General features: G+C 71.9%; 15 protein-coding genes. 7 read left to right on the top strand and 8 right to left on the bottom strand.

Annotated features, from left to right (window positions below):
* Positions 1-470: 470 nt before the first annotated feature.
* Together QI554_RS29175 and QI554_RS29170 are read right to left on the bottom strand one after the other, a co-directional pair.
* A complete protein-coding gene (locus QI554_RS29175) occupies positions 471-5,759 on the bottom strand; it encodes a DUF4082 domain-containing protein (RefSeq protein ID WP_281473954.1) in 5,289 nt (1,762 codons plus the stop codon).
* Positions 5,760-5,878: 119 nt separating this feature from the next.
* Positions 5,879-9,061: a DUF4082 domain-containing protein gene (locus tag QI554_RS29170; RefSeq protein ID WP_281473952.1), complete on the bottom strand. Its 3,183-nt coding sequence runs from the start codon at positions 9,059-9,061 to the stop codon at positions 5,879-5,881.
* Positions 9,062-9,501: 440 nt separating this feature from the next.
* Here QI554_RS29170 and QI554_RS29165 point away from each other — a divergent pair, with 440 nt between their 5' ends.
* Positions 9,502-10,452: an NAD-dependent epimerase/dehydratase family protein gene (locus tag QI554_RS29165; RefSeq protein ID WP_281473950.1), complete on the top strand. Its 951-nt coding sequence runs from the start codon at positions 9,502-9,504 to the stop codon at positions 10,450-10,452.
* A gap of 59 nt (positions 10,453-10,511) precedes the next feature.
* Here QI554_RS29165 and QI554_RS29160 read toward each other — a convergent pair whose 3' ends face one another.
* A complete protein-coding gene (locus QI554_RS29160) occupies positions 10,512-11,114 on the bottom strand; it encodes a NeuD/PglB/VioB family sugar acetyltransferase (protein WP_281473948.1) in 603 nt (200 codons plus the stop codon).
* A gap of 149 nt (positions 11,115-11,263) precedes the next feature.
* On the opposite strand from QI554_RS29160, the gene QI554_RS29155 reads away from it, so the two are divergent.
* Positions 11,264-12,319 carry an O-antigen ligase family protein gene (locus QI554_RS29155; protein ID WP_281473946.1) on the top strand — a complete coding sequence of 352 codons (1,056 nt, stop codon included), beginning with the start codon at positions 11,264-11,266 and terminating at the stop codon, positions 12,317-12,319.
* A 34-nt stretch (positions 12,320-12,353) separates the two neighbouring features.
* On the opposite strand, the gene QI554_RS29150 is transcribed toward QI554_RS29155, so the two are convergent.
* The 4 genes from QI554_RS29150 to QI554_RS29135 form a co-directional block, all read right to left on the bottom strand.
* Positions 12,354-13,055 (bottom strand): sugar transferase, encoded by a 702-nt coding sequence (locus QI554_RS29150; RefSeq protein WP_281473944.1) that lies wholly within the window; start codon positions 13,053-13,055, stop codon positions 12,354-12,356.
* A gap of 109 nt (positions 13,056-13,164) precedes the next feature.
* A complete protein-coding gene (locus QI554_RS29145; protein WP_281473942.1) occupies positions 13,165-14,535 on the bottom strand; it encodes a glycosyltransferase in 1,371 nt (456 codons plus the stop codon).
* Complete coding sequence (locus tag QI554_RS29140) at positions 14,528-15,340, bottom strand: polysaccharide deacetylase family protein (RefSeq protein ID WP_281473940.1); 813 nt, start codon at positions 15,338-15,340, stop codon at positions 14,528-14,530. Before QI554_RS29140 ends, QI554_RS29145 begins: the two co-directional genes overlap by 8 nt.
* Positions 15,337-16,482, bottom strand: a complete 1,146-nt coding sequence (locus QI554_RS29135; RefSeq protein WP_281473938.1) for a GNAT family N-acetyltransferase — start codon at positions 16,480-16,482, stop codon at positions 15,337-15,339. The genes QI554_RS29140 and QI554_RS29135 overlap by 4 nt, the downstream gene beginning before the upstream one ends.
* Before the next feature lie 535 nt (positions 16,483-17,017).
* Here QI554_RS29135 and QI554_RS29130 point away from each other — a divergent pair.
* Genes QI554_RS29130 through QI554_RS29120 form a run of 3 tightly spaced genes read left to right on the top strand, consistent with a single transcriptional unit; the run spans position 17,018 to position 20,114 of the window.
* Positions 17,018-17,932 (top strand): polysaccharide deacetylase family protein, encoded by a 915-nt coding sequence (locus QI554_RS29130; RefSeq protein ID WP_281473936.1) that lies wholly within the window; start codon positions 17,018-17,020, stop codon positions 17,930-17,932.
* Entirely contained in the window at positions 17,929-19,011 is a 1,083-nt protein-coding gene (locus QI554_RS29125) for a GNAT family N-acetyltransferase (protein ID WP_281473934.1), read from the top strand. Before QI554_RS29130 ends, QI554_RS29125 begins: the two co-directional genes overlap by 4 nt.
* 8 nt (positions 19,012-19,019) lie before the next feature.
* Complete coding sequence (locus tag QI554_RS29120; RefSeq protein ID WP_281473933.1) at positions 19,020-20,114, top strand: glycosyltransferase family 2 protein; 1,095 nt, start codon at positions 19,020-19,022, stop codon at positions 20,112-20,114.
* On the opposite strand, the gene QI554_RS29115 is transcribed toward QI554_RS29120, so the two are convergent.
* Positions 20,111-20,605, bottom strand: coding sequence for an FBP domain-containing protein (locus tag QI554_RS29115; RefSeq protein ID WP_281473932.1), 495 nt, complete (start codon positions 20,603-20,605; stop codon positions 20,111-20,113). The genes QI554_RS29120 and QI554_RS29115 overlap by 4 nt on opposite strands.
* 130 nt (positions 20,606-20,735) lie before the next feature.
* Between QI554_RS29115 and QI554_RS29110 the strand changes: the two genes are divergently transcribed.
* Both QI554_RS29110 and QI554_RS29105 read left to right on the top strand, forming a co-directional pair.
* Positions 20,736-21,314, top strand: coding sequence for a TetR/AcrR family transcriptional regulator (locus QI554_RS29110; protein WP_281473930.1), 579 nt, complete (start codon positions 20,736-20,738; stop codon positions 21,312-21,314).
* A 70-nt stretch (positions 21,315-21,384) separates the two neighbouring features.
* The gene (locus QI554_RS29105) at positions 21,385-22,239 is read left to right on the top strand and encodes a hypothetical protein (protein ID WP_281473929.1); all 855 of its coding nucleotides are present in this window, start codon (positions 21,385-21,387) and stop codon (positions 22,237-22,239) included.
* The last annotated feature ends 641 nt before the right edge of the window (positions 22,240-22,880 follow it).

Here is a 22,880-nt window from a genome sequence, read left to right as displayed (position 1 = left end):
GGTCAACACATACGAAGGAGCCGCGCTCCGTCGGAGGAATAGTCCGACCAGCGCATGCGTCCTTGCTGTGACCCCCGGCCGCTGACATGGCCGGAGGATTTTGTACCAAAGGAATCCCTACGAACACCCAGGAGACGACTGGACGGTCGATCCTGTAGTGAACGCCGGGGTTGTTATTTGGCGTTGACTTTTGGCACGCTGTTGAGTTCTCAAGGAACGGACGCTTCCTTTGAGACCCTTTCACCGGTCTCTCCGGGCGTTTCGTTTCTTTCTTTCCTGCGCTTCCAGCTTAGCAGATCTTTTCTGCCTTACTTTCCGCTTGTCCGGGCTTCCAGGGGCTTTTGAAAGCCGTCCCCGTGTCGCTCGGACTCGGAGAACAGTACATGTCCCGGGCCGCAACACAAAATCGGCGTGGGCCCGCCTCTGGAGGCGGGCCCACGCGGTCGTTCAGGGCTGTGCGGAGGGCTGTTCTACGGCCGCTTCACCGGCGGCATCTCACCCGTCTGCGGGGCCCCCGGGGGCTCCACGGCGGGCTTGGCGTCGTTGGTGAAGGTGATGCCGTACAGCGTCGGGGCCGCGGCCCCGTTGCCGGTCAGCTCCACCTTGTACTGCAGGTACCGGGACGCGCCGCCGACCGCGGCACCCGGGCCGGGCAGCTCGCGCCACTGGGTCCAGGTCGCGTCCGGCGTGGACGTGGTGCCCGTGCGGACCGAGACCTTGAGCGACGTGCCCTTGGGCAGGTCGGCCTGCCAGTTGGCCTGGAGCCAGTGGACCTTCTTCGCCGCGTCGAGAATCTGCGACGTATAGGTGCCCTGGGTCGCCTTGTCTCCGTCCTGGAGCTGCTTGACGCGCAGCGGGATGCGGTCGGTCAGGTTGTCCCGCGCACTCGCCACCATCGGCGGGAGCTGGGCCTTGATGTCGGCGACCTGCTGGCCGTCCACCGAGAAGCGGACGGTCTTGCCGTCGCGTTCGATGGTGTAGCGGTGCGGTGCGCCGCCGAAGTCGCCGTCGACCTTCTTGTCCTGGCGGTCCTTGGCGCCCGCGCCGAGGGTCACGGCGTGGAGGGCGCCGTCGCGCCATTCGAAGACGGCGGCCGGCCCGGCGTGCGGGTCGCCCCAGCCGGCGTCCTGGATCGCCGGGCCGTCGAAGACGGCCTGGAAGTCCAGCTTGCGGTTGGACGTCGGGGCGAGCCCGGTGCCCGCGGCGCTGCCGTCGACGGTCAGGGCGCCGTCGGCGACGACGGTCTTTCCGCCGGGGCTGATCGAGACGTGGCCCCAGGGGCCGGCCCCGGTGCCGTCGGCCCAGTCCTTCTGGGCCTGGGCGCCGAGGGTGAGGGTGCCGTCGGTGTCGTTGACGACGGTGCCGCCGGTGCGCTCACCGGAGGCGAAGGTCGGACCGGTGTGCTCGGTGACGCCGTCCTTCGGCATGTCGAAGCGCGCGGTGTCGGCCTTCTTGCCGGACCAGACGGTCTCGTTCCCGGCGGCGTCCTTGGACACCATCTGGAAGAGGTAGGACTGGCCGGGGGTGAGCCCGGTGACGACCACCTTGTGGTCGGTGACCGGGGTGCTGTCGTCGCTCGCGACGCGCATGTCCTTGGCGCCCTTGCCGACCACGACCTTGGAGCTCGAGGGCTCGTCCGTCTTCCAGGTCAGGACGGCGGTCCCGTCCGGCCACGGCGCGGCGCCCTGGTCGGTGATCTTCGGGGCCTTCTTGTCCGCCTTGGGCGTCTTGAACTGCGCGGGCTTCTGCGCCGGGTCCGGGCTGACGGTGCGGCGCCCGGCGGAGTCGACCGAGGTGACCCGGTAGTAGTAGGTGGTGTCCGGCTTGAGGCCCGGGACCGTCACCTTGTGCTCGCCGGCGTTCTCGCCGACGACCTTGGCCGGCGCCAGGGCGTCCGGCTTCTCGCCGAGGGCGACCTCGGTGGTCGACGCGGTGTCGGTCGTCCAGGTGAAGGTCGCGCTGCCGTCCGCCGCGGGCGTGGCGGTCAGGGTGCTGACCGTCGGCGCCGCGCCGGGGCCCGCGGGCGCGGCGGCGGGTGCCGCGTTGGCCGTGAGCGAGGACAGGGTCATGCCTCCGCCGCCGGGCGCCGCGTAGGTCGCGGTGTAAGCGCCCGAGACGCCGTTGAAGACCGCGTACTCGATGCCCTTGATCGTCTTCTTGGTGAAGGCGACGTTGAGGCCGGACTTGGTGAGGCCGGTCAGCGTCGTGCCGCCCGCGCCCGCGGTGGGCAGCATCGTCATCAGGTTGGCCGCGGCGGCGTTCGCGTTGACCGTGAAGGTGACGGTGTTGCCGTTGCGCGCCAGGCCGGTGATCGACGACTGGTTGCGGCCGTCGGTCCACTCGAGGAGCTGCTTCGCGGTGATGACCGGGACGTTCTTGGCCTTGGCCGCGGCGATGACCGCGTCCTGGATGGCCGTCTGGTCGACCGGGTCACAGGTGCCGGTGCTGTTCGCGGAGCGGTTGTCGAGGTGGTTGTTCAGCGTGATGGCGGCGTAGAAGCCCGTGGTGCCCTGGGCCCGGTCGACCATCGTGTTGAACTGCTGCGGGTAGGTCTGGCAGAACTCGTCGTGCAGCTGGGTGGTCGCCTGGTAGACGTCGATCATCGTGCCGTTGACGTCGGTGAAGCGCATCGGCATGCCGGAGCCGGTGTAGTAGCCGGGCGCGTTCTTCATCATGGGCGAGCCGTACGAGTTCGTCCACGTGTCGGGCAGGTAGTAGTAGTTGGTGTCCATCCTGATGCCCTGCGCGGCCTCGACCGTGGCGTTGGTGCTGAAGTCCGGCCAGGTCATGCAGTGCGTCCGGCTGGTGGTCGGCGAGTACCCGTAGGCGTCGCGGAAGTCGGTCAGGCTCGAGTCGAAAGCGCCGGTGAGCGTCGACGTGATGACCGACTGCGAGCTGTTCGGGTTGACGCCGATGCAGTTGTCGTTCTGCGAGACGTGCCGCGCGACCTCGTAGCCCTGGGTCTTCCAGCTGTTGACCGCGGACGGAGTGGCGTCGCCGTTGGAGTCCCAGATGTAGAAGGTGCCGCGCATGCAGCGCCAGTCCTTCACCCACTGGGCCTGCGTCAGGACGTTGGCGCACGCCGGGTCGCTGTTGGCGTTGTACTTGCTGACCCGGTAGGTGATGCCCGTCTGCGCCGTGTTGTGGTGGTCGCCGGTGGAGACCAGCACGACGGGGTTGATGTCGGGCGTCGCGGAGCCGGCCTTGCCCTGGAAGTACCAGAAGCGCGGCAGCGGCGCCTTCTCGCGGTTGACGGTCTCGATGACGTTGGCGAGCAGTCGCTGCTGCTCGTCGGCCTGCGGCACCTCGACCCGGTTCAGGTCGACCCAGTCCCGGTAGAACATGTCGGTGGAGCGCAGGTTGTCGGTGAGGGTGTCGTTCTCCTTGTTGGCCTGCGCCGGGTTGCCCTGCCGGGTCAGCACGACCGACTTGGCCAGGTCGAAGGTGAACGAGGTGACCGTGCCGGAGCCGGACGCCCGCTTGGTGACGGCGGGCTTGCCGAGGTCGGCCGGCTCGGCGGCGCCGGTGCGCCGGTAGAGCTCGGCGATCACGGTGGTGTCGGCCGCGGCGGTCCACTGGTCGGCGGTGCCGTGGAACTGGATCGGGCGGTCGGCGTAGATGCCCGCGCCGGGCCCGGTGGCGTCCTGGACCTTGACGTACTGGTCGCTGATGACGCCGGACGCCGCGCTGAGGCCGGTGAGGGCGGACAGCGTGGCCCGCGGTCGCATGGCGATCAGGTTGCCGCCCGCGTTGACCCAGTTCGTGAGCGCGGTGACGAGCGCCGCGTTCGGGTCGAGGTCGCCGAGAATGACGGTCGTGTACTTGTTGAGCTCGGTCGCGTTGACGGCGCCGATGTCCAGCGTGGTGAAGGAGTTGAGGCCTTCGGCGCGCAGGATCTCGCTGTAGTAGCAGGCGTACGGGTTGGCGTTCGCCGTGATGACCAGCACCGGGCCGGTGTTGGGCGACGAGCACGGTGCGGGCGGCGGGGCCGCGCCGGTGGTGAAGTTCCACGTCGTGCCCGAGCCGTTGTTGCCGGCCAGGTCCTGGTAGCCGCCGAGCGTGAGCGTGTACTGCGTCGAGTACGCGAGCGGCGCGTTCGGCTTGAGGACCACCTGGGTGGGCTGGTTCGGGTCGTCGAACTGGAGCGTGGACGGCACCGTGGTGGCGCCCTGCTTGAGGGTGAAGCTGATCGACGCCGGCTTGACGGCCTCGCTAAAGGTGACGGCCGGCTGGAGCGCGATCGGCACGCCGGTCTCGTTCACGCCGGGCTGCTGCCCCGTGACGGTCGGCGGGGTGGTGTCGCTGCCGTCGGTGTCGTACAGGACGTCGACCCAGTAGTTGCTGTCCTCGAAGGTGTCACTGGGGAACGCCGTGTTGCTGGAGTACTTGTAGACGCCGTTGGGCGCCGCGCCGGTGCTGGCCGGGGCGGCGATCTTGGCGTTGCCGGCCGACTGGCCGGAGAAGAAGCCGTTGGAGTAGGCGTAGTTGCCGCTCATCGTGTGGTACGACGCGATGTACGTCGTGTTCGCGGTGACCGCGATCGGCGAGGCGAGCGTGACGGACTTCCAGCCGCTGCCGGACAGGTTGGTCACGTTGTCGACGCCGCCGAGGCGGGTGCCCGCGGTGTTCCACAGGCTGACGGTGAAGGGCCCGGTGTTCGCGGAGCTCTTGTAGAACTTGATCGCCTTGATGAAGCCGTTGGACGTGGGCTTGAACCGCACGCCGAGCTCGTTGGGCGAGTTGTCGTCGTTCGGCGTCGGCACGGTCTCGTTGCCGGTGAAGATGCTGAACGTCGACGTGGACGGCGGCGTCGCGGCGGTCGTGAACGACCAGGTGACCGGCGCCATCGTGTTGTTGGCGGCGTCCTTGGCCCCGGTGAGGTTCACCGTGTGGACGGTGGACAGCGCGAGGTTGGCGGCCGGGGTGAACGTCGCGGTGAGCGTCGCGGGGTCCCAGGTGGCGGTGCCGGCGACCTGGGAGTTGTCCGGCTTGCGGACGTCCCACGCGATGGTGTTCGCCTGCACGCTCTCGCTGAACGTCGCGGACAGCGCGGAGTTGATCGGCACCGCGGTCGCGTTGTTGGTCGGCGAGGTCGCGGTGACGGTCGGCGCGACGGTGTCGGCGCCGGGCTCGAAGAGCGCGTCCACCCAGTAGTTGCTGCCGTTCCACGTGTCGGTCGGCATGATGCCGCCGGCCCCCGCGTGGTAGACGCCGTTGCCGTCGGCTCCGGTCGCGGGGGCGGTCAGCTGCTCACTGTCCCACGCGTTGTTGAAGAAGCCGTTGGTGGCGGTGTACCGGCCGTTGGGCGCGAGGTACGAGGCGATGTACTGCGTGCCCGCGGTGACGTTCACCGGGGTCGGGAACAGCGCCGTCTGCCAGCCCGACGCGGTCTCCCCGGAGAAGGTGACCTGCGTGCTGGTGCCGGTGGTGGTGTTCCACAGGTAGCCCTTGTGGACGCCGGTGTTCGCGGCGTCCTTCCAGAACTTCACGCCGAGGATGCGGCCGTTGCTCTTCGGGGTGAAGCGCACGCCGAGCTCGACGGAGATGGTCTCGCTGTCCGGTCCGACGCCCGGGTTCGTGGTCCCGAAGAGGGAGCACGGGCTGCACGGGGCGGCCTGTGCGGACAGCGGGGAGAAGAGGGTGAAGATCAGAGCGGCGACCGCGGCAAGGGCGGTCGTCGCGGTGCTGATCGCGGTGGCCTTCTTGCGGCGCGACCTGGTGGCGCGGAACGCGCTGATCGGGTGGATCAGTCTGGACATGCGAAAACGCGGCGGCGCGTGGCGGCGTGCCATCGTCGGTGCTCCTCAGTGGAAGTGGAACCGGGGAAGCGGGGGGCCCGGGCGGCCCCCCCGCCACTGGACGTGCGGCTGGACGAGCGTCAGCTCGTGAAGGTCACGTCCACCCAGTAGTTGCTCGCGCTCCAGGTGTCGGTCGGGAAGCCCCCGCCGCCGGCCTGCTTGTAGACGCCGTTGCCGCCGGACGCGCCGTCGGCGAGTGCCTTGACCGGGCCGGTCCCGGCCTGGGCGGCGAGGCCGTCCTGGTCGGAGGCGTAGTGGCCCACCGGCGCGTAGTACGACGCGACGTACGTCGTGCCCGCCGTCACCGGCACCGGGTTGGCGAACGTCACCTGCTGCCAGCCGCTCGCGGTCTCACCCGAGAAGGTCGCGGTGGCCAGCAGGGTGCCGGTCGACGACCACAGGTGGGCGACGTGCGTGCCGGTGTTGGTGGATCCCTTGTAGAAGCGGATGCCGGTGATGTTGCCGCTGACGTCCGTCTTGAACTTGACGCCCACCTCGATGGGCACCGCCTCCGGGTCGGCCGGGGTGCCCGGCACCGTGCTCGCCGGCCAGATGGTGCACGGCGCGCAGGTCGGCGGCGGGGTCGTCCCCGCGGTGGTGAACGACCAGGTGAACGGGTTCATCGCGGTGCCGTTGGTGTCCTTGGCCCCGCTGAGCGTCACCGTGTACTGCGTGCCCGCCGCGAGGTCCGCGGTCGGGTCGAACGTCGCCGTCTTGCCGGCACTGTCATAGGACGCGGTGCCGGCGACGGTGCTGTTGTCGGGCTTCTTGACCGACCACGCGATGGTCGCGGGCTGCACGTCCTTGTCGAACGTCGCCGTCACATTGGTGGCGGCGGCGACCGCGGTGGCGCCGTTGGCGGGACTCGTACCCGTGACGGCGGGACCGACGGGCGGCGGCGTGGAGTTGGTCGTGAAGACCACGTCCACCCAGAAGTTCGCCGAGTTCCACGTCGAGGTCGGGAACCCGCTGCCGCTCTTGTAGACACCGCCGTTGCTGAGCGCGGTCAGTGGTGCGCGGGCGTACTGCGCGGTGAAGTAGTTCTCGTCGGCGGCGTACCGGCCGTTCGGCGCCACATAGGAGGCGACGTACGTGGTGCCCGCGGTGACCGCGACCGGGCTGGCGAAGGTGACCTGCTGCCAGCCGCTCGCCGACTCGTTCGTGAACGTCGCCTGCGCGAGCTGCGTGCCGGACGCGTTCCACAGGTGGCCGACGTGCGTGCCGGTGTTCTCGGCGAACTTGTAGAAGCGGACACCGGTGATGTAACCGTCGCGGTCGGCCTTGAACTTCACGCCGAGCTCGACCGAGGTCGACTCGGGGTCGGGGCCGGCCGACGGCAGGGTGCCGTCCGGCCAGATGGTGCACGGGCACGTGACGGGCGGCGGCGGGACGTTGGTGGCGACCGTGACGGTGAGCCCGGCGCCCGGCGTCTCGCTGCGCGCGCTGTCGTCCGTCGCGCGGGTCTTGATGGTGATCTGCCCGAGCGCGGTCGGCGTGAACGTGTAGGTCCACGAGGCACGGCCGTTCGCCGGGTGCCACGTGGCGCCGTTGTCGACGGACACCTCCACGCCCGCGACCTGGCCGCCGACGTCGGACGCGGTGCCGCTGACCGTGAACGCCTGGTTCACCTGGATGGCCTGGCCCGGCACCGGCGACTGGAGCGTGGAGGCCGGCGGCGTGGTGTCGGTGGACGCCGTGGCGGCGACCATGCCGGTCATCAGCGTGCCGGGCTGGACGCCCATGTCGGCGAACAGGTTGATGGTCGCCTGCTGAACAGCCGTGTCGACGCTGCCGGTTCCGGTGGTGCGCTGGTTGTCCAGGCCCCACGTGTACTGGATGGTGCCGGCGCCGAAGACCAGCGCGCCGCTGGCCGCGCGGTACATGACCAGGTGGTGCGTCGCGCTGCCGTCCGCGTACGACGACCCGTAGTCGGTCAGGAGTTGGCCGGACTGCGTGGTGGTCGACAGGCGGATCAGGTTCGGGGGCCGCACGCTGTTCTCGGTGTCGGTGTCCCACTCGTACCCGAGCAGTCCGCTGCCGAGGGTCGTCGTGGTGCCGGCCGCGAGCGTGGCCGCGCGCGTGTTGCGCCACAGGCGCATCTTGCCGTCGGCGCTGTTGACGGTCATGTCGGTGGTGCAGCAGTTCGCGATGAACTGTTGTCCCGTCAGCGCGTTCTCCGGGCGGCCGCCGTCGGCGGGCGGCGAGAAGCGCGGGTCGCGCCACGTGCCGGTCCACACGTTGGGGCCGATCGGGTCGGTCTTGGCGTTGTCGTGCGTCTCCTTGTACGTGGTGAGCGTGCGGTACGGCGCGCCCTCCGCGTTCATGCCGCCGTTCTCCCAACGGGTCTTCCAGTAGACCTCGTTGCCGGAGAAGAAGGCGAGGTTGACGCCCGCGTCACGCGCGGCCTCGACGTTCGCGCGCTGCTCGCCCGACCAGTACTCGTCATGGCCGACGGACATGAACAGCTGGTGGTTCTTGATGAGTTGGCCGCGCCGCGCACTGTCGGTGTCCGTCGTGTACGTGACGTCGTAGCCGTTGCGCTCGAGGAAGCGCACCATCGGGTACTCGGCGTTGAACAGCCAGTCCTCGGGGTTGTCGCCACGTGTCGTGAACGGGCGGTTGTAGCTGACCTTGTAGGCGCGCCCAGCGGGCTGGCCGACGTAAAGGTCGTTGCCGCCATAGGCGTTGTAGGCCTGCCACGTGGTGTCGGACGCCTGCATGAACATCTTCGAGTGCGAGGCGTCGTCGCGCACGATGAACGCGATGTGGCTGGAACCCGCCGTGGCGTCGGTGCGCACCAGCTTGGCGATGTAGTAACCGGACACCGATCCCGCAGGGACCGCCCACGACGCCGACTCGGCCCAGTTCGAACAGTCGTACAGGCCCGTGGTGTTGTCGTCCGAGTTGCAGGCGGGTTGGTTCTGCGGCAGCGCCACGCTCGGGTTGACCGAGGTGATCTTCCGGGCGCCGTTGCCGCCGTAGTAGCCGAGCCGGTAGATGTCCAGGCGGTACCCGGTGGCCGGGGTCTTCACCTTGAAGTGGACGGTCTCACCGACGTTGACGCTGATCTCGGTGGCGAAGCCCTGGATCGAGCTGGTGCCGGAGCCGCTGACGTCCCACGTGCTGCGGGCGGTTCCGGTCTTGCTGTTCTCGCACACGACGGCGTTGACGATCGGCGCGTCGCACGGGCCGGCGTTGGCGCGCGTGGCGGTCGGCAGCACGATCGCCATGGCGCCGAGCAGGGCGAAGAGGGCGAGGTACACCGGCGATACGGCGCGCCCCCGCCACCGTGGCCGTAGTTTGTGGAGGGCACCGTTTCCGGTGCCGCGACGGCGTACTGCCGCGGAATGCATGATTGGCGACCCCTACCCCTAGAACCCGTCCGGCCCTCTCCCCAGGGACACGATCGGGCCGTCTGCCGACGCCCGTCCGCGGGTCCGATTCCGGCGGAGGGTGAGCGAAGTCGGCAGTTGCCTGGGCACAGTGTTGCGCAAGAACAATGCTGATGTCGGCCATTCGCCAGTCTTGCCACGACCAATACCCGGTAAGGCCGTTACCGCATAGTTCGTTGGTTGGCCCGGGTTGCCCGACTCCAGCGCACCACGTGCGGTCGCTGGGTAGCATGCGGGGACCGGACGGGCCGGCGAGGGGGCTCTGCGCGGCCGTCCGGCGTCACGACGCGCAACGATGCTCTGGGGGGCTCATGAAGGTCGTCGTCACCGGTGGGGCCGGTTTCATCGGGTCGAACCTGGCGCGGGCGCTGCTCGCGCGGACCGAGGTCGACGAGGTCGCGGTGGTGGACGACCTGTCCACCGGATCGCTCGCCAACCTCGCCGGCGTACCCGTCACCTTCCACCAGGGCACGTTCCTGGACGAGGAGTTGATGGACAAGGCGTGCGACGGGGCCGGTGCGGTCGTGCACCTGGGGGCGCTGCCGTCGGTGCCGCGGTCGATCGCCGACCCGCTGGCGAGCCATCACGCCAACGCGACGGGGACGCTGATGGTCCTCGAGGCGGCGCGGCGCGCGGGCGGCATCCACGTGCTGGCGGCGTCCTCGTCGTCGGTGTACGGCGGGAACCCGGTGCTGCCCAAGCACGAGGGGCTGCGGACGATGCCGCTGAGCCCTTACGCCGTCAGCAAGTTGGCGACGGAGAGCTACGTGCTGTCCTACGGCCACTGCTACGGCATGCCGGTGCTGCCGTTCCGCTTCTTCAACGTCTTCGGCCCGCTGCAGCCGGCGAACCACGCCTATGCGGCGGTGATACCGCGGTTCATCGACGCGGCGTTGGCCGGGCGGCCGCTGACCGTGCAGGGCGACGGCGAGCAGACGCGCGACTTCACGAACGTGGCGAGCGTGTGCGGGGTTCTGACCGACGCGGTGGTGCGCCGGGTGACGCACGACGGACCGGTGAACCTGGCCTTCGGCACCCGGACTTCGCTCAACGCGCTGATAGCGCTGCTTGCCGAGGTGCTCGGCGGGCCGGTCGACGTCGAGCACGTCGCGCCGCGCGCGGGCGACGTACGCGACTCGCAGGCGGACAGCACCGAGCTCCGCCGGCTGTTCCCCGACGCGCGCCCGGTCGACCTGCGGCAGGGCCTGGCGGACACCGTCGCGTGGTTCCGCTCCCAGGCCGCGGTGGCGGCCGGGGACTGACCGTGGTGGCCGCCAGGGCGCCGCTGGCGCCGGCGCGGTGCCGGGCGTCCGGTCCCGGGTCAGCGCCGCAGCGGTCGGGCCGGGGAGCCCACGACGACGACGCCGGGCGGGACGTCGCGGGTGACGACGGCCCCGGCGCCGACGAACGCGCCCTCGCCGACCGTGAGTCCCTGCAGGACGACGGCGTTGCTGCCGACGGTCGCGTCGTCGCACAGGTGGACGTTGCCGGAGATGTTGGCGCCGGGGTACACGGTGACGCGGTCGTCGAGCACGGCGTCGTGTCCGACGGTGGCGTTGTAGTGGACCTGGGTGTGCGCGCCGATGGTGATGCTGCTGGACACGTGCGCGTTGGCGAGGACGAGGCAGCCTTCGCCGAGCGTGCTCTCGGGGCCGATGACGGCGCGCGGGTGGACGATCGTCACCGGGGTGAGGCCGTGCGCGTCGAGCAGGGCGGTCAGCCTGCGGCGTACCGCGGGATTGGCGATGCCCACCAGGTAGGTTCCGCCGGGCTCGGCCTCCTCGGGCCGCAGCACCGGCAGGCCGCGGACCTTGGCGCCGCCGGGGGCGTCGTCGAGGAACGCGGTGACGGGGATGCCCGCGGCGAGCGCGGCGTCGAGGGTCTCGCGGCCGACGCCGCCGGCCCCGGCGATGAAGAGCGACATGCGCACATCCTGCCCGGTTCGCGTGCGAGGTGTGGCCGATGACCGCCGGTCCGGGAGGGGACGGTCGCGGCCCGGGTGCTCGCGCCGGTAGCGTCCGCGCGGCGTGTACACGCCGCTTGCGGCGCGCGAGGGCGTGGCGGTCGACGGGCATGGGCGAGGGTCGGGGGTACGGCGTGCTGGGGCTGGGAGCGAGAGTGCGGCTGGAGACCGGGAATCTGTCCCGCCTGGACTTACTGGGCGTGATCACTGTGGCCGCCATGGGCGTGTGGGCGCTGGTGGCGTCCGCGGGCCGGGCGGCGGGGCCCGAGGCGTTCCTGTTGGCGCTGATGACGACGGCCGCGGCGTACGCGACGGGCCGGGTGGCCGGTGCGCGTTCGGCGTTCGCGACGTGCGGCGCGCTGGCGGGGGCGATCGCGGTGGTGCTGCTGATGTCGCCGGACGCCCTGAGCGGGGCGACGCTCGCCGAGCCGCTCGGGTACGGCAACGCCAACGGCGCGTTGGTGGCGCAGGCGGTGGGTGCCGCGTGCCTGGCCGCGTTGGCCGCTCCGACCGAGCGCCGGCGCGGGGAAATGCACCTGCTGGCCGGGCTGTTGGTGCTGGGCGCGTTCGCGACGCGGTCGTTGACGGCGGTGCTGGGGGCGGTGGCGATCCTGATGATCGGCCTGACCGCGATGTCGGCGCGGCGGCGTGGTTCGCTGGTGGTCGCGGGCGCGGTGTGCCTGATGGTCGTGGTCGCGGGGACGGTCTATCTGGGCAGCGATCGCGAGCAGGCGTCGGGTGTGCGGAGTACCGCCGAAGAGGGCCTGACCGGGCGCCGGTTGGACGTGTGGCACGACGCCCTGAAGATCACGAAGGAGCACCCGTGGCGCGGCAGCGGCCCGGGGACGTTCCTGATGGAGAGCCCGACGGCGCGTTCCGACGCGGACACGCAGGCGGCGCACTCGCAGTGGCTGCGGCAGTCCGCGGAGCAGGGCCTGCCCGGGGCGCTGCTGCTGGTCGCGTTGATCGGCTGGGCGTACGTGCGGTTGTGGCGGTCGCCGCAGGATCCGTCGGTGGTGGCGGTGGGCGCGGTGACGCTGACGGCGTTCACGGTGCACGCGTCGATGGACTATGTCGCGGAGTTCCCGGCGGTGTTGGCGTCGGCGGCGCTGGTGCTGGGGGTCGCGACGGCGGCCCCGGACGAGCGCCTGCGGTTGCTGCGCTAGTCCGGGGCCGTAGGTTGGTCCGCGGGTGTGGAGATCAGGAGGCTTCCTCGGCCGGGATCGCGTCGGCGGTGCTCGGGGCGACCATCGGGACGGCCCACGACGCCTGGAGCGCGGCGGCTTCGTGGGCGGCCGCGGCCTTGTCGGCCGGGAGGTTGTCGACGGGGATGGGGAAGCCCGGGTTGACGCCGCCGGCTCCGGTGATGCCCTGCGGCTTGAGCAGCACGCCGACGGTACGCAGCAGGATCTTCACGTCCAGCCGCAGACCGTGGTTGCGCACGTAGTAGAGGTCGTACTCGATGCGCGCGGGCCAGCTCAGCGCGTTGCGGCCCTGTACCTGCGCCCAGCCGGTGAGGCCGGGGCGGACGTCGAGGCGGCCGCGCTGCCGGGGCGTGTAGTGCACGACCTGTTCGGGCAGCGTCGGGCGCGGGCCGATGACGGACATGTCGCCGGTCAACACGTTGATGAGCTGCGGTAGTTCGTCCATGCTCGTGGTCCGCAGGATCTGTCCGACGCGGCTGATGCGGTCCGGGTCGGGCTCGTCCGGGTAGCGCGGGTGGCGCATGGTGCGGAACTTGAGGATGCGGAACTCGCGGCCGTGGCGGCCGCTGCGGGTCTGCCGGAACAGCACCGGGCCGCCCATGGTCGTGCGGATCAGGATCGCGATCACGATCATCGCGGGGCCGAGCAGCAACAGCGTCAGCGCGGCGGTCGCGATGTCGAACAGCCTTCGCATCATGCCGTGCTCCTCCCGTGTGATGCCTGCTGTGCCGGTGGTCGGTCGAGGTGGTGCCCGGATAGTCGGCCGGGCCTGGTGCGGCGTCTCGGATGGCTTCCGACCCGGCGTCTCATGCCGCGCCTCCCGGGGACGGTGCGCTGTCGAGCCAGCCGAGCCGCTTGCGACGCGCGACGGCGCGGTAGGTGTCGACGGATATGCGGGCGACGCGCCGCTGGTCGAACTCGGCGAGCGCGCGGCGTCGTCCGGCTTCGGCGAGCCGGGCGCGGAGTCCGGGCTCGGTCAGCATGCGGTCGATCGCCTCGGCGAGTGCCGCCGGGTCGTGCGGCGGTGCCAGGAGCAGGTGTTCGCCGTGGGTGCCGATCTCGCGGCAGCCGCGGATGTCGCTGAGGACCATGGGGACGCCGCACGCGGCGGCCTCCATCGCGGAGCGCGAGAAGCCCTCGCGGTGGGAGGGCAGGACGAACAGGTCGAGTGCCGCGTAGACGGCGGGCATGTCGCTGCGGGCACCGAGGTATTCGACGGGTGTGTCGACGGCGCCGCTGAACGCGTCGGCCTTGTCGAGGTCTTCGGGGCCGATCCACACGAAGCGGGCCTTGCCGGCGAGTGTCGCGGCGGCGGCCTCGTACTCGGCGATGCCCTTCTCGGCGACCCGGCGGCCGATGCCGCCGACCAGGATCTCGTCGTCGGAGACGCCGATTTCGGCGCGCACGCGGCGGCGGGCGGCCGGATCGGGCCGGAAGCGGGTGAGGTCGGTGCCGTTGCCGACGACGCGGGAGCGCCAGCCGGGCACGGCCCGGGCGAGCGTGCCGTGGTCGGTGGCGTTCTGGTACAGCTCGGCGTGCGACGCGCGGGCGGCGACGGACTCGGCGCCGAGCACGAACGCGCGCTTGGGCCACGGGTCGCCGGGGCGGATCCACAGGCCGTGGCAGGTGTTCACGACCACGGGCACGCCGACCGCGCGGCCGAGGATACGGCCGAGCACGCCGGTCTTGGGGTTGTGCGTGTGCAGGACGTCGAGGTCGAGCGCCCGCAGTGTGGCGGCGAGTTCGCGGGCCGCGGCGGCGTCGCGCTTGAGGTCCCACGAGCGGGTGAGCGCGGCGAGCGGCACGTGGGTGACGCCGAGCGCCTCGACCTCGGGCACGTACGGCCCGGGCGCGCTGAGCCCGAACACCTCGAACCCGGCCGCGACGTCGTACTCGAGCTCGGTGCGCAGCAGCAGCGCGAGGCTCATGTCGACGGTGGTCAGGTGCGCGACGCGCAGCGGCCGGCCGCCGGGGCCGGTCGGGGTGGCGTCCGCCGCGCCCGCGTGGTCGGCAGGGGCGGTGGCGGTGGGCTGCGGCGGCACGTCGGACTCCGGTGACAGGGTGGGCCGGTGGTGCTGGTGACTCTCGTTCGACTCGCGGCCCGGGCGTGAGGTTGCGTCGGACGGGCTGTCGTTCGCGTCGGACGGGGCGGGTTCCGGGGTTCCGGGGTCAGGCATGTGCTCCCGCCTTCTTGCCGAGCGCGACGACGCGGGCGTACGCGCGTTCGGGCCCGAGGGCGCCGGTGAGCTTCGCCGCGAAGAACCGCGTCGGGTCGGTGCGGCGGACCGGGACGCGGCGCAGGCGTATGGGGTCGTCGCCGGGCAGGTTGCGGCCCAGCGCGCCGGTGGCGGCGCTGCGGAACCGGCAGCGCAGCGCGTGCTCCATCGCCGGGACGGGGACGCCCCAGGTGTACGCGAAGTGGTCGGGCCGTACGCCGAGGTGCTTGTCGATGTCCTCGGAGGCGGCGTCGAGTTCCGCTTCGGTGAGGTCTTCGGGGCGGGCGTGGCTGCGGGTGTGGTTGCCGATGGTGAGCAGCCCGCTGTCCTGCATCTCGGCGAGCTGTTCCCAGGTCAGGGCGGGTGATCCGGCGCTGGTGCCGGTGGAGCCCTCCCAGCGCATGGTGTCGCCGACCATGCCGGTGGCGAGGTAGAGCGTGAACGGCAGGCGGCGGTCGCGCAGGAGCGGCCAGGCGTTGGCGTAGACGTCGGCGAAGCCGTCGTCGAAGGTGAGCACCACCGAGGGGGTGCGGTCGTCGCTTTCGAGCCGGTCGAGGGCGGTGTCGAGGGGGACCACGCGGCCGTCCGGGATGGTGTCGAGCTGCGCCGCGAAGCGGTCGGCGGGCAGGTCGAGTTCGTCGCGGGTGCCGCCGCCGACGCGGTGGTAGATCAGGACGGTCGCGCCGGCCCCGGGGCGGCGCCCGGCGGTGCGGGCGAGTCCCTGCTTGAGGGTGGTGCGGACGGTGTCTCCGCTGAGCGGACTCATGCGGTGGTGCCCCCTGGTGTCTCGGTGTGTGCGGTGGTGCGGCCCCGCGCCCGGGCCCGGAGCCGCCCGACGGCCGCGGCCTGCGCGGTGCGGGCGAGGGCGCGGACGGGCAGCGCCGCCGCGACGAGCGGGCGGCCGCGGACCGCCTCGACGTCGAGGAGCGGCGGGTGCTCGGGGGCGAGGCGGAGTTTCTGCGTCGTGGTGGTCGGCAGCAGGTCGACGAGGGTCGGCGGGGCGTCCCCTTCCGTCGCGCCGCCGTCGGCGTGCTCGGTGAGGATGTGCTCGTGGGCGCGCCACATGGCGAGGTTGCCGACGCCGAGCGCGGCGAACTCCTCGTCGTACGCGGTCGAGTGCCACAGTGCGACGGAGCCGACCCGGAACCACAGGTAGGTGGCGGCGGGTCGGCCGTCCAGGCGCAGCACGTAGAGCCGGGCCCAGCCGCGTTCGGCGGCGCGGCGCACCAGGTCGTGGCGTTCGGCGCGGGTGGCGGGGGGCAGCGGGCCCTTCCAGCTGCGCGGGAAGAGGTCGGCGTAGGCCTCGAACCCCTCGTCGACGCGCTCGGGTTCGGTGTAGACGTCGAAGGAGTGCGGGCCGTGCTTGGCGATCTTGCGGGCGACGCGGCCGCAGTGCGTGTGGAAGCTGCGGAAGCGGGCGCGGTGCCCCTCCCAGCCGTCGCGGGCGTCGGCGAGCATGTCGTGGGAGCGTTCGCGGGCGTGGACGCGGTAGCCGGCCGCGCGCAGCGCGCGCAGGAGCCGGTGGGTCGCGGGGTCGCGGCTGGGCAGTCGGCGCAGCCGCAGGTCGCGGACGCCGGCCTCGGCCAACTGTTCGGCGAGCTGGGTGAGATCGGGCTGCGTGCTCGTCACTCGGGAGCGGGGCCGGTCCTCCGCGAGGGTCGTGTAGCGGCCGCCGCCGAGGTGTTCGAGGGCGAGGACGCTGAGCGGCTGGCCGGTGGTGTCGTCCACGACGGCGGCGACACGGGCGCGTTCGGCGGTGCCGGGGTTGTGCGCGAGTACGCCGGAGGCCCAGGCGTGCGTGTCGAAGCAGTCGGCGAGTTCGCCGCGCGAGGCGGCGAGCGCGTCCCAGCCGTCGGCGAAGGTGCTGTCGAGCTCCGCTGCGCGCAGGAACCGCGCATGGGCGCTCAACGCACCGGCTCCGGCCGTGCGGAACGGCCCCCGCGCGTGCGGTGTCCGCCCCTGCGGGGGTTCGCCGCGTGCGGTGTTCGTGCGCCGTTCGTCCTGACCACCGTGCGCCCGACGGCCCTGTCGGCGCGCATGGTTGATTCCGCCCCCACCATGAGACCCCAGCGTCTCTCAGCCCCGGCGTGAGCGGTGCCGGGGTGTGCTCTTGAGCGGCGCCCCGATGCTCCCCCACCCGGACGCAGCCCACCCGCCGTTCAGACTAGGCCCACGCAAGCCGCCATGTGGGTGGTTTCTCCATGAATTCGCGATTGCCCCGTGTAGTCCGTCCGTCCAACGCGGCGCGCCCGGGCCCAGCAGTCCCAGGCGCACCAGCGCTTATGGGGTGTGACTAGTGCGGATGTGCGCCGTCGGCGTAGTCACTGTCGTTCACGGTTCGCAGGAACCGGCTGACGGTGTGTGAAAACCCTTGTTACCGTTCCCTCTGGGGAGGACCCCTCGGGGGGTCCGGGGGTCGGTCGGAATTCGTGGGGAGCGGGTTTTGCGATCAAGCCTGCGCGCGGGTCTGCGCGATGGCGGCGACGTGCTGATGCGCAGGTCGCCCGCTCAGTGGTGGTTCGGCGGACGGGCGTCCGGGCGTCTCGCGGTGCTCGGGTACCACGGGGTCGACGACCCGGAGGGGTTCGCCCGCCAGGTCGACCGGCTGCTGCGCATCGCGCGGCCGGTGTCGCTGGACGAGGTGGAGCACGCCGTCGCGCTGCGGCGGCCGCTGCCGGGGCGCGCGGTGCTGGTCACCTTCGACGACGGCGAGCGCAGCGTCTACGAGCACGGGTTGCCGGTGCTGCGTGAACGGGGCGTCCCGGCCGTGGCGTTCGTGATCCCGTCGCTGGTGGACACCGAAACGCCGTACTGGTGGCACGAGGTCGACCGGTTGGTCGCGGCCGGGGCGGGCCCCGAGCGGGGCACGGCGCAGTGGCTGCGGCACCTCAAGACCGTCCCGCAGGCCGAACGCCTCGCCACCCTGGACACGTTGCGCGCCGGCCACCCGCCGGTGCGCCAGCGGCAGTTGACCGCCGCGGAGGTGCGTGAACTCGACTCCGGCGGGGTGCGCGTGGAGAACCACTCGCTGACCCACCCGCTGCTCGACCGGTGCGGGGACGACGACATCCGCACCGAGATCGTGGCGGCGCACGAGCGGCTCACGGAGATCCTCGGGCACGCGCCGCGCTCGTTCGCGTACCCGAACGGCAACTGGGACGCGCGCGCCGAGCGGGTGCTCGACGACCTCGGTTACGGGACGGCGTTCCTGTTCGACCACCGGCTCGGGCCGCGGCTGCCGGACCATCCGCTGCGGATCTCCCGGCTGCGGATCGCGACGACCACGTCGCCCGACCGTTTCGAGACGATCCTGTCGGGCCTGCATCCGGCGGTGCACGGCCTGCGGGGGCGGGGGTGAGCGCGGTGTCGGCGTCGGCGCTTCCGGCGGTGGTGACGGACCCCGTCGCTCTGGACAAGCTGGCCCCGGCGTGGCGTGAGCTGGCCGCGTCGACCGGTGCCTCGTACTTCGCGACGCCCGACTGGGTGCTGTCGTGGGCGGAGACGCTCGGCGCGGAGCTGCCGGGCCGTCCGCTGGTCGCGGTGTGGCGCGGCGCGGAGGGCGAACCCCAGGCGGTCGTCCCGCTGCTGAACATCCGTCAGGCGCTGCATCCGCGGCTGCCGTCCGGAGCGCGCTGCCTCACGGTGCTCGGTGCGGGCGCGGGCGCCGCCGACCACTGCGGCTTCGCCGTCGACCCGCGGCGCGCGGACGACGTGCGCGCGTGGTTCGAGGCGGCCGCGCGCCGGCACACGCTGTGGCTGCCCAACCTGGACGAGGCGACGGGCGCCGCCTATGTGCCGCCCGGCGCGCGCCTGGTGGAGCGCACCGCGTGCCCGACGATGCCCGCCGACCCGGACACCATCGGTTCGGCGCGTTTCCGCAAGGACCTGCGGCACTACAAGCGCCGGCTCGCGGCGGAGGGCGTCACCTTCCGGTTCGTGCCGCCCGGGACGTTGGACGCCGTGACGTTCGACGCCCTGCTCGGCCTGCACGCCCGCAGGCAGGAGGCGATCGGCCGGGCGACGACGTTCGACGCGTCGCGCACGCCGTTCCACCGCGCGCTCATGGACCGCGCGGCGCCCGGCCGGGGCCCGTGCGCGATGGTCGCCGACGGCCCGGACGGCCCGGTCGGCGTCCTGTACGGGTTCCTGTGGGGCGGCACGTTCTCGTACTACCAGACGGGCTGGGACCCGTCGTTCGCGCGGCTGAGCCTCGGCACCGTGCTGGTGTCGGAGACGGTTGCGTCGGTGCGTGACGCGGGCGCCACGGTGTTCGACTTCCTGCGCGGCGCCGAGGAGTACAAGTACCGCTTCGGCGCCGTGGACCGGCACGACACGACGTGGCTCGCCGGACGCGGCCTGTCGGGTCTGCTGCTGGGCGGGCGGGTGCGGGTCAAGGCGTTGCGGAGCCGGCGGGCTGCCGCGGTCTCGGAAAGGTGAGGGAGCGGATGACCGCCGAGGCGGTGTCGGTGAGCGACGGCGGGGCGGAGACCCCGGCCGCGCGTACGCCGAGCGTGAGCATCGTGGTGCCGTCGTACAACTACGCGCGCTATCTCCCGACGAACGTCGGGAGCCTGCTCGACCAGGAGGGCGTGGACGTGCGCGTCCTGATCCTGGACGACGCGTCGACGGACGGCACGCCCGAGGTCGGCGCGGACCTGGCGCGCGACCCGCGCGTCACGTACTCGCGGCACAAGACCAACAAGGGCCACATCGCGACGTACAACGAGGGCCTGCTGGAGTGGGCCGACGGCGACTACTGCGTGCTGCTGTCGGCCGACGACCTGCTGCCGCCGGGCGCGCTGGGACGCGCGACGCGGCTGATGGAAGCGCGCCCGGACGTGACGTTCGTGTACGGCAACCCCGTGAAGTTCACCAGCGGCGCCCCGCTGCCGGCCGCCCGCGCGGGCACCCGGCAGCGGACGTGGTCCGGCGAGCGGTGGATCAAGGGGGTGTTCCGGGCGGGGCGAAACCTGATCCTGTCCCCCGAGGTCGTCGCGCGCACGTCCGCGCACCACGACGCCGGCGGGTACAGCCCCGCGCTGCCGCACTCGGGCGACCTTGAGATGTGGCTGCGGCTCGCGCGGCGCGGCGCGGTCGGCTGGCTGCCGGACTCCGACCAGGCGTACTACCGGATGCACGACAGCAACATGCACCACTCGACGTTCGACGCCCGCGCCCGGCTGGCCCAACTACGGGACGGCTACGAGTCGTTCCTGGACAATGACGGCAAGGGTCTGGCGTACGGCGCCGACCTGCGCGCGGACATGCGGCGCAAGCTGGCGCGCGGCGTGCTGCGCAAGGTGATCCGCACGCTGGACGCCGGCGAGACCGAGGCCGACGGCCTGACGGTCGAGGAACTGTACGGGCTGGCCGCTGAGTTGACGAACGTTCACGCGCTGCCCGAGTACCCGGGGGTGCGCGCCCGCATGGCGCTGGGCGCGCACCGCTGCGGACGGTTGAGTCCGGTCACGTCGCTGGTGACGCTGCGGCGCGGGCGGGACTGGGTGCGCTGGCACGGCAACAAGCTGCGGCCCGTCTAGGCGAGCAGCTTCTCCAGGAATCCGGCGAGCTTGTCGCGGGTCCGGTCGACCTGCTCCTCGACGGTCAGCGACTCGGTGATGCGCGCGCCGGGCGCGACGGCCTTCTTGCCACGCACGTACAGCGAGCAGGCCAGGTCGGTGCACATGTAGACGCCGACCGAGTTGCCCTGACGCCCGGCCGCGCCCGCCTTGCGCGCCGCCATCAGGGCGACGCCGCTGCCGGGGTGGCTGGTCAGGCAGACGGAGCACAGGCCGCGGTGCAGGAAGCCGCGCTGCTGCGCGGACGACCGCAGGGCGACGCCGATGACCCGGCCGCCGTGCTCGGTGACCAGGTAGTGCCGGTCGGGGGCGCCCGGATCTCGCCAGCCGAGGAAGTCGAGGTCGGCCCATGGGCGCTCGTCGAGGTCGTGGGGGACGGAGATGCGCTTGGCCTCGCCCTGCGTGCAGTTGACGAAGGACGCGCGGATCTCGGCTTCGGTGAGCGGGTTCATGCTGCGAACGTAACAGTGCCTAGGAGCCCTAGGCAAATGATTAAGACCCCTAGTTTTCTGGCTCCGGACGGGTACCCTGGCCGGAACTGATCAAGGCGACCCCCGCCCCGACCGCCGAGGAGGCGAGCACATGGCCCGTGCCGGACTGACGCCAGAACGCGTGACCGACGCCGCCGCCGACCTCGCCGACGAGGTCGGGTTCGAGAACATCACGGTGTCCGCGGTCGCGCGCCGCTTCGGCGTGAAGGACGCGAGCCTGTACGCGCACGTCAAGAACCTCCAGGACCTGCGCGAACGGGTCCAGATGCGGGCCAGCGTGCAGTTCACCGACCGCATCGCGGCGGCCGTCGCGGGCCGCGCGGGCAAGGACGCGCTGGCGGCGTTCGCCGACGCGTGGCGGCACTTCGTCCTGGAGCACCCCGGCCGCTACACCGCCGCCCGGTCCCCGCTCCCCCTCGAACGCCTGCACGAGTCGCCCGGCCACCAGCGCGGCGTCGACCTGACCGCCGCGCTCTTGCATTACTACAAGCTCGACGAGCCCGACCTCACCGACGCGGCCCGCCTGGTACTCAGCACCCTCCACGGCTTCGCGACCCTGGAGGCCGCCGGCCAGTTCATGCGCGACCGACCGATGAGCGCCTCCTGGGACCGCGCCGTCGTGGCGCTGCACCGCACGCTCCTGGACTGGTCGACGGAACGCGAGGAGTGACGCGGGCACGGCCGGGCGCGGGGCGGAAATCCGGTGTCGTCGGGGCGCCCCGCACACCACAATCCGGGCTGTGACGTCGACTCCCCCGCCGCGGCTGCGCGGCACACCGGCCCGCATCTCCCTCGCGAGGCGTCGCGACCTGCCGCACCGGCTCGTGCTGCACATCGCGCGATGCGGCGACCGGCTGCTGCTCAACGCGGTCGCCGCACGGGACGAGCTGCCGCCGGACGTCGTAGCGGTGCTCGCCGAGTGCGGCCAGGGAGACGTCGTCGACCGGCTGACGTGGCGTGGGCTCCTGGACGACGAGGAGGAGCCCTGGGAGCCCGACCTGGGCGATCCCCGTCAGGCCTCGTTCCACACCGAGGACCCCGAACGGCTCCGCTCGCTCGCCCGCGAGGCGGATGTCGACGTGCGCGTCGCCGTGGCGGAGAACGAGGCCACGCCGGCCGATGTCATCGCGGAGCTCTACCGATGGCCCGACCGTCCGCCGTTCACGTGGCACGAGCACAACGACCCCGCCTTTGCGGCGATCCGCATCCGCGCCGCCCGTGTCCACCTTCCGGCCTTCCCTGCTCGCGAGTTGGCCGACGTCGAGGTACCGGACACGGTGCGAGCCGAGTTCGTGTGGCACGCCGACGATGTCGGGCCGTGTTGTTGCGGCGTGCACTGCACCTGCCCGCACCGGGGTCGGGCCGGTTCGCTGTCGGTGGCCTCCCGCCCCTCCCGCTTTCGATTTTCGCGCGGCCGCCCCGCGCGTCAAGCCGCGGTGGATCCTCAAGGGACCGTTGGCCTGTCCCGGGGTGGAGGGGGCGGCTTGACCCGCGGGCCGTCCGCGCTGAACATCCTCGGCACCTGCGGGAGGGGCGGGAGGTGTGGCGCCACTCCCCGTGCTTCGTATCGCCGGGCTGCGGTCCCAGCGTGGTAGGGCGCGGCGGTGCCGGTCGGGTGCGGCATCGGGTCGCGCCGCCGGGTCGCAGACCGCCTGCCCTCAGTGCGCAGCGCCGCCCGGGGAACCGCACGGACCCGTGGCAACCAGCCTGGGAACCAAATGGACGCTCAGCGTCCATTTGGTTCCCAGGCTGGAGGGCCAAGCACGAAATCGCCACCCTAATGCCCCAGTTTGATTTGATATGAGAACCGGGAAGCGTGGCCACCGGTCGTCAAAGGCGGTCGCCCGCCCACCCTGGAACCGCAGCCCGGCAACTCAACGCACCCGATGCGCCTCCACACCGCCTCCCCCTCCCGATAGTTGCCGCGGTTTTAAGCGCGGCCGGGCGGCTGTCAAGGCGCCCCCTCGAACACGGCGCAGGCCACCGGTACTTCGATGGTCCACCGCGCCTTGACAGGCGACCGGCCGCGCGGACAATCGACAATCGGGAGGGGGAGATGGCCGCCGCCGGCAGACAGGTCCGGAACGGTGCATGGCCTTCGACCTCCACGCCGCAACGACCGAGGCCCGCAACGCGCTCACCGGCCGGCCGCAGCCCGAAGGGGCGCCGCTGCAAACGTCCAGGTCCCCCCGAGCCATCCCCGGTCAAACGTTTCGGCACCCGGTGAACGGCCTGA

Origin of the sequence: Yinghuangia seranimata, assembly GCF_029953285.1 — a bacterium.
Classification (GTDB): Bacteria; Actinomycetota; Actinomycetes; order Streptomycetales; family Streptomycetaceae; genus Yinghuangia; species Yinghuangia seranimata.
The sequence above is the reverse complement of the archived record's forward strand: the minus strand, read 5'-3'. Positions and strand labels throughout refer to the sequence as shown.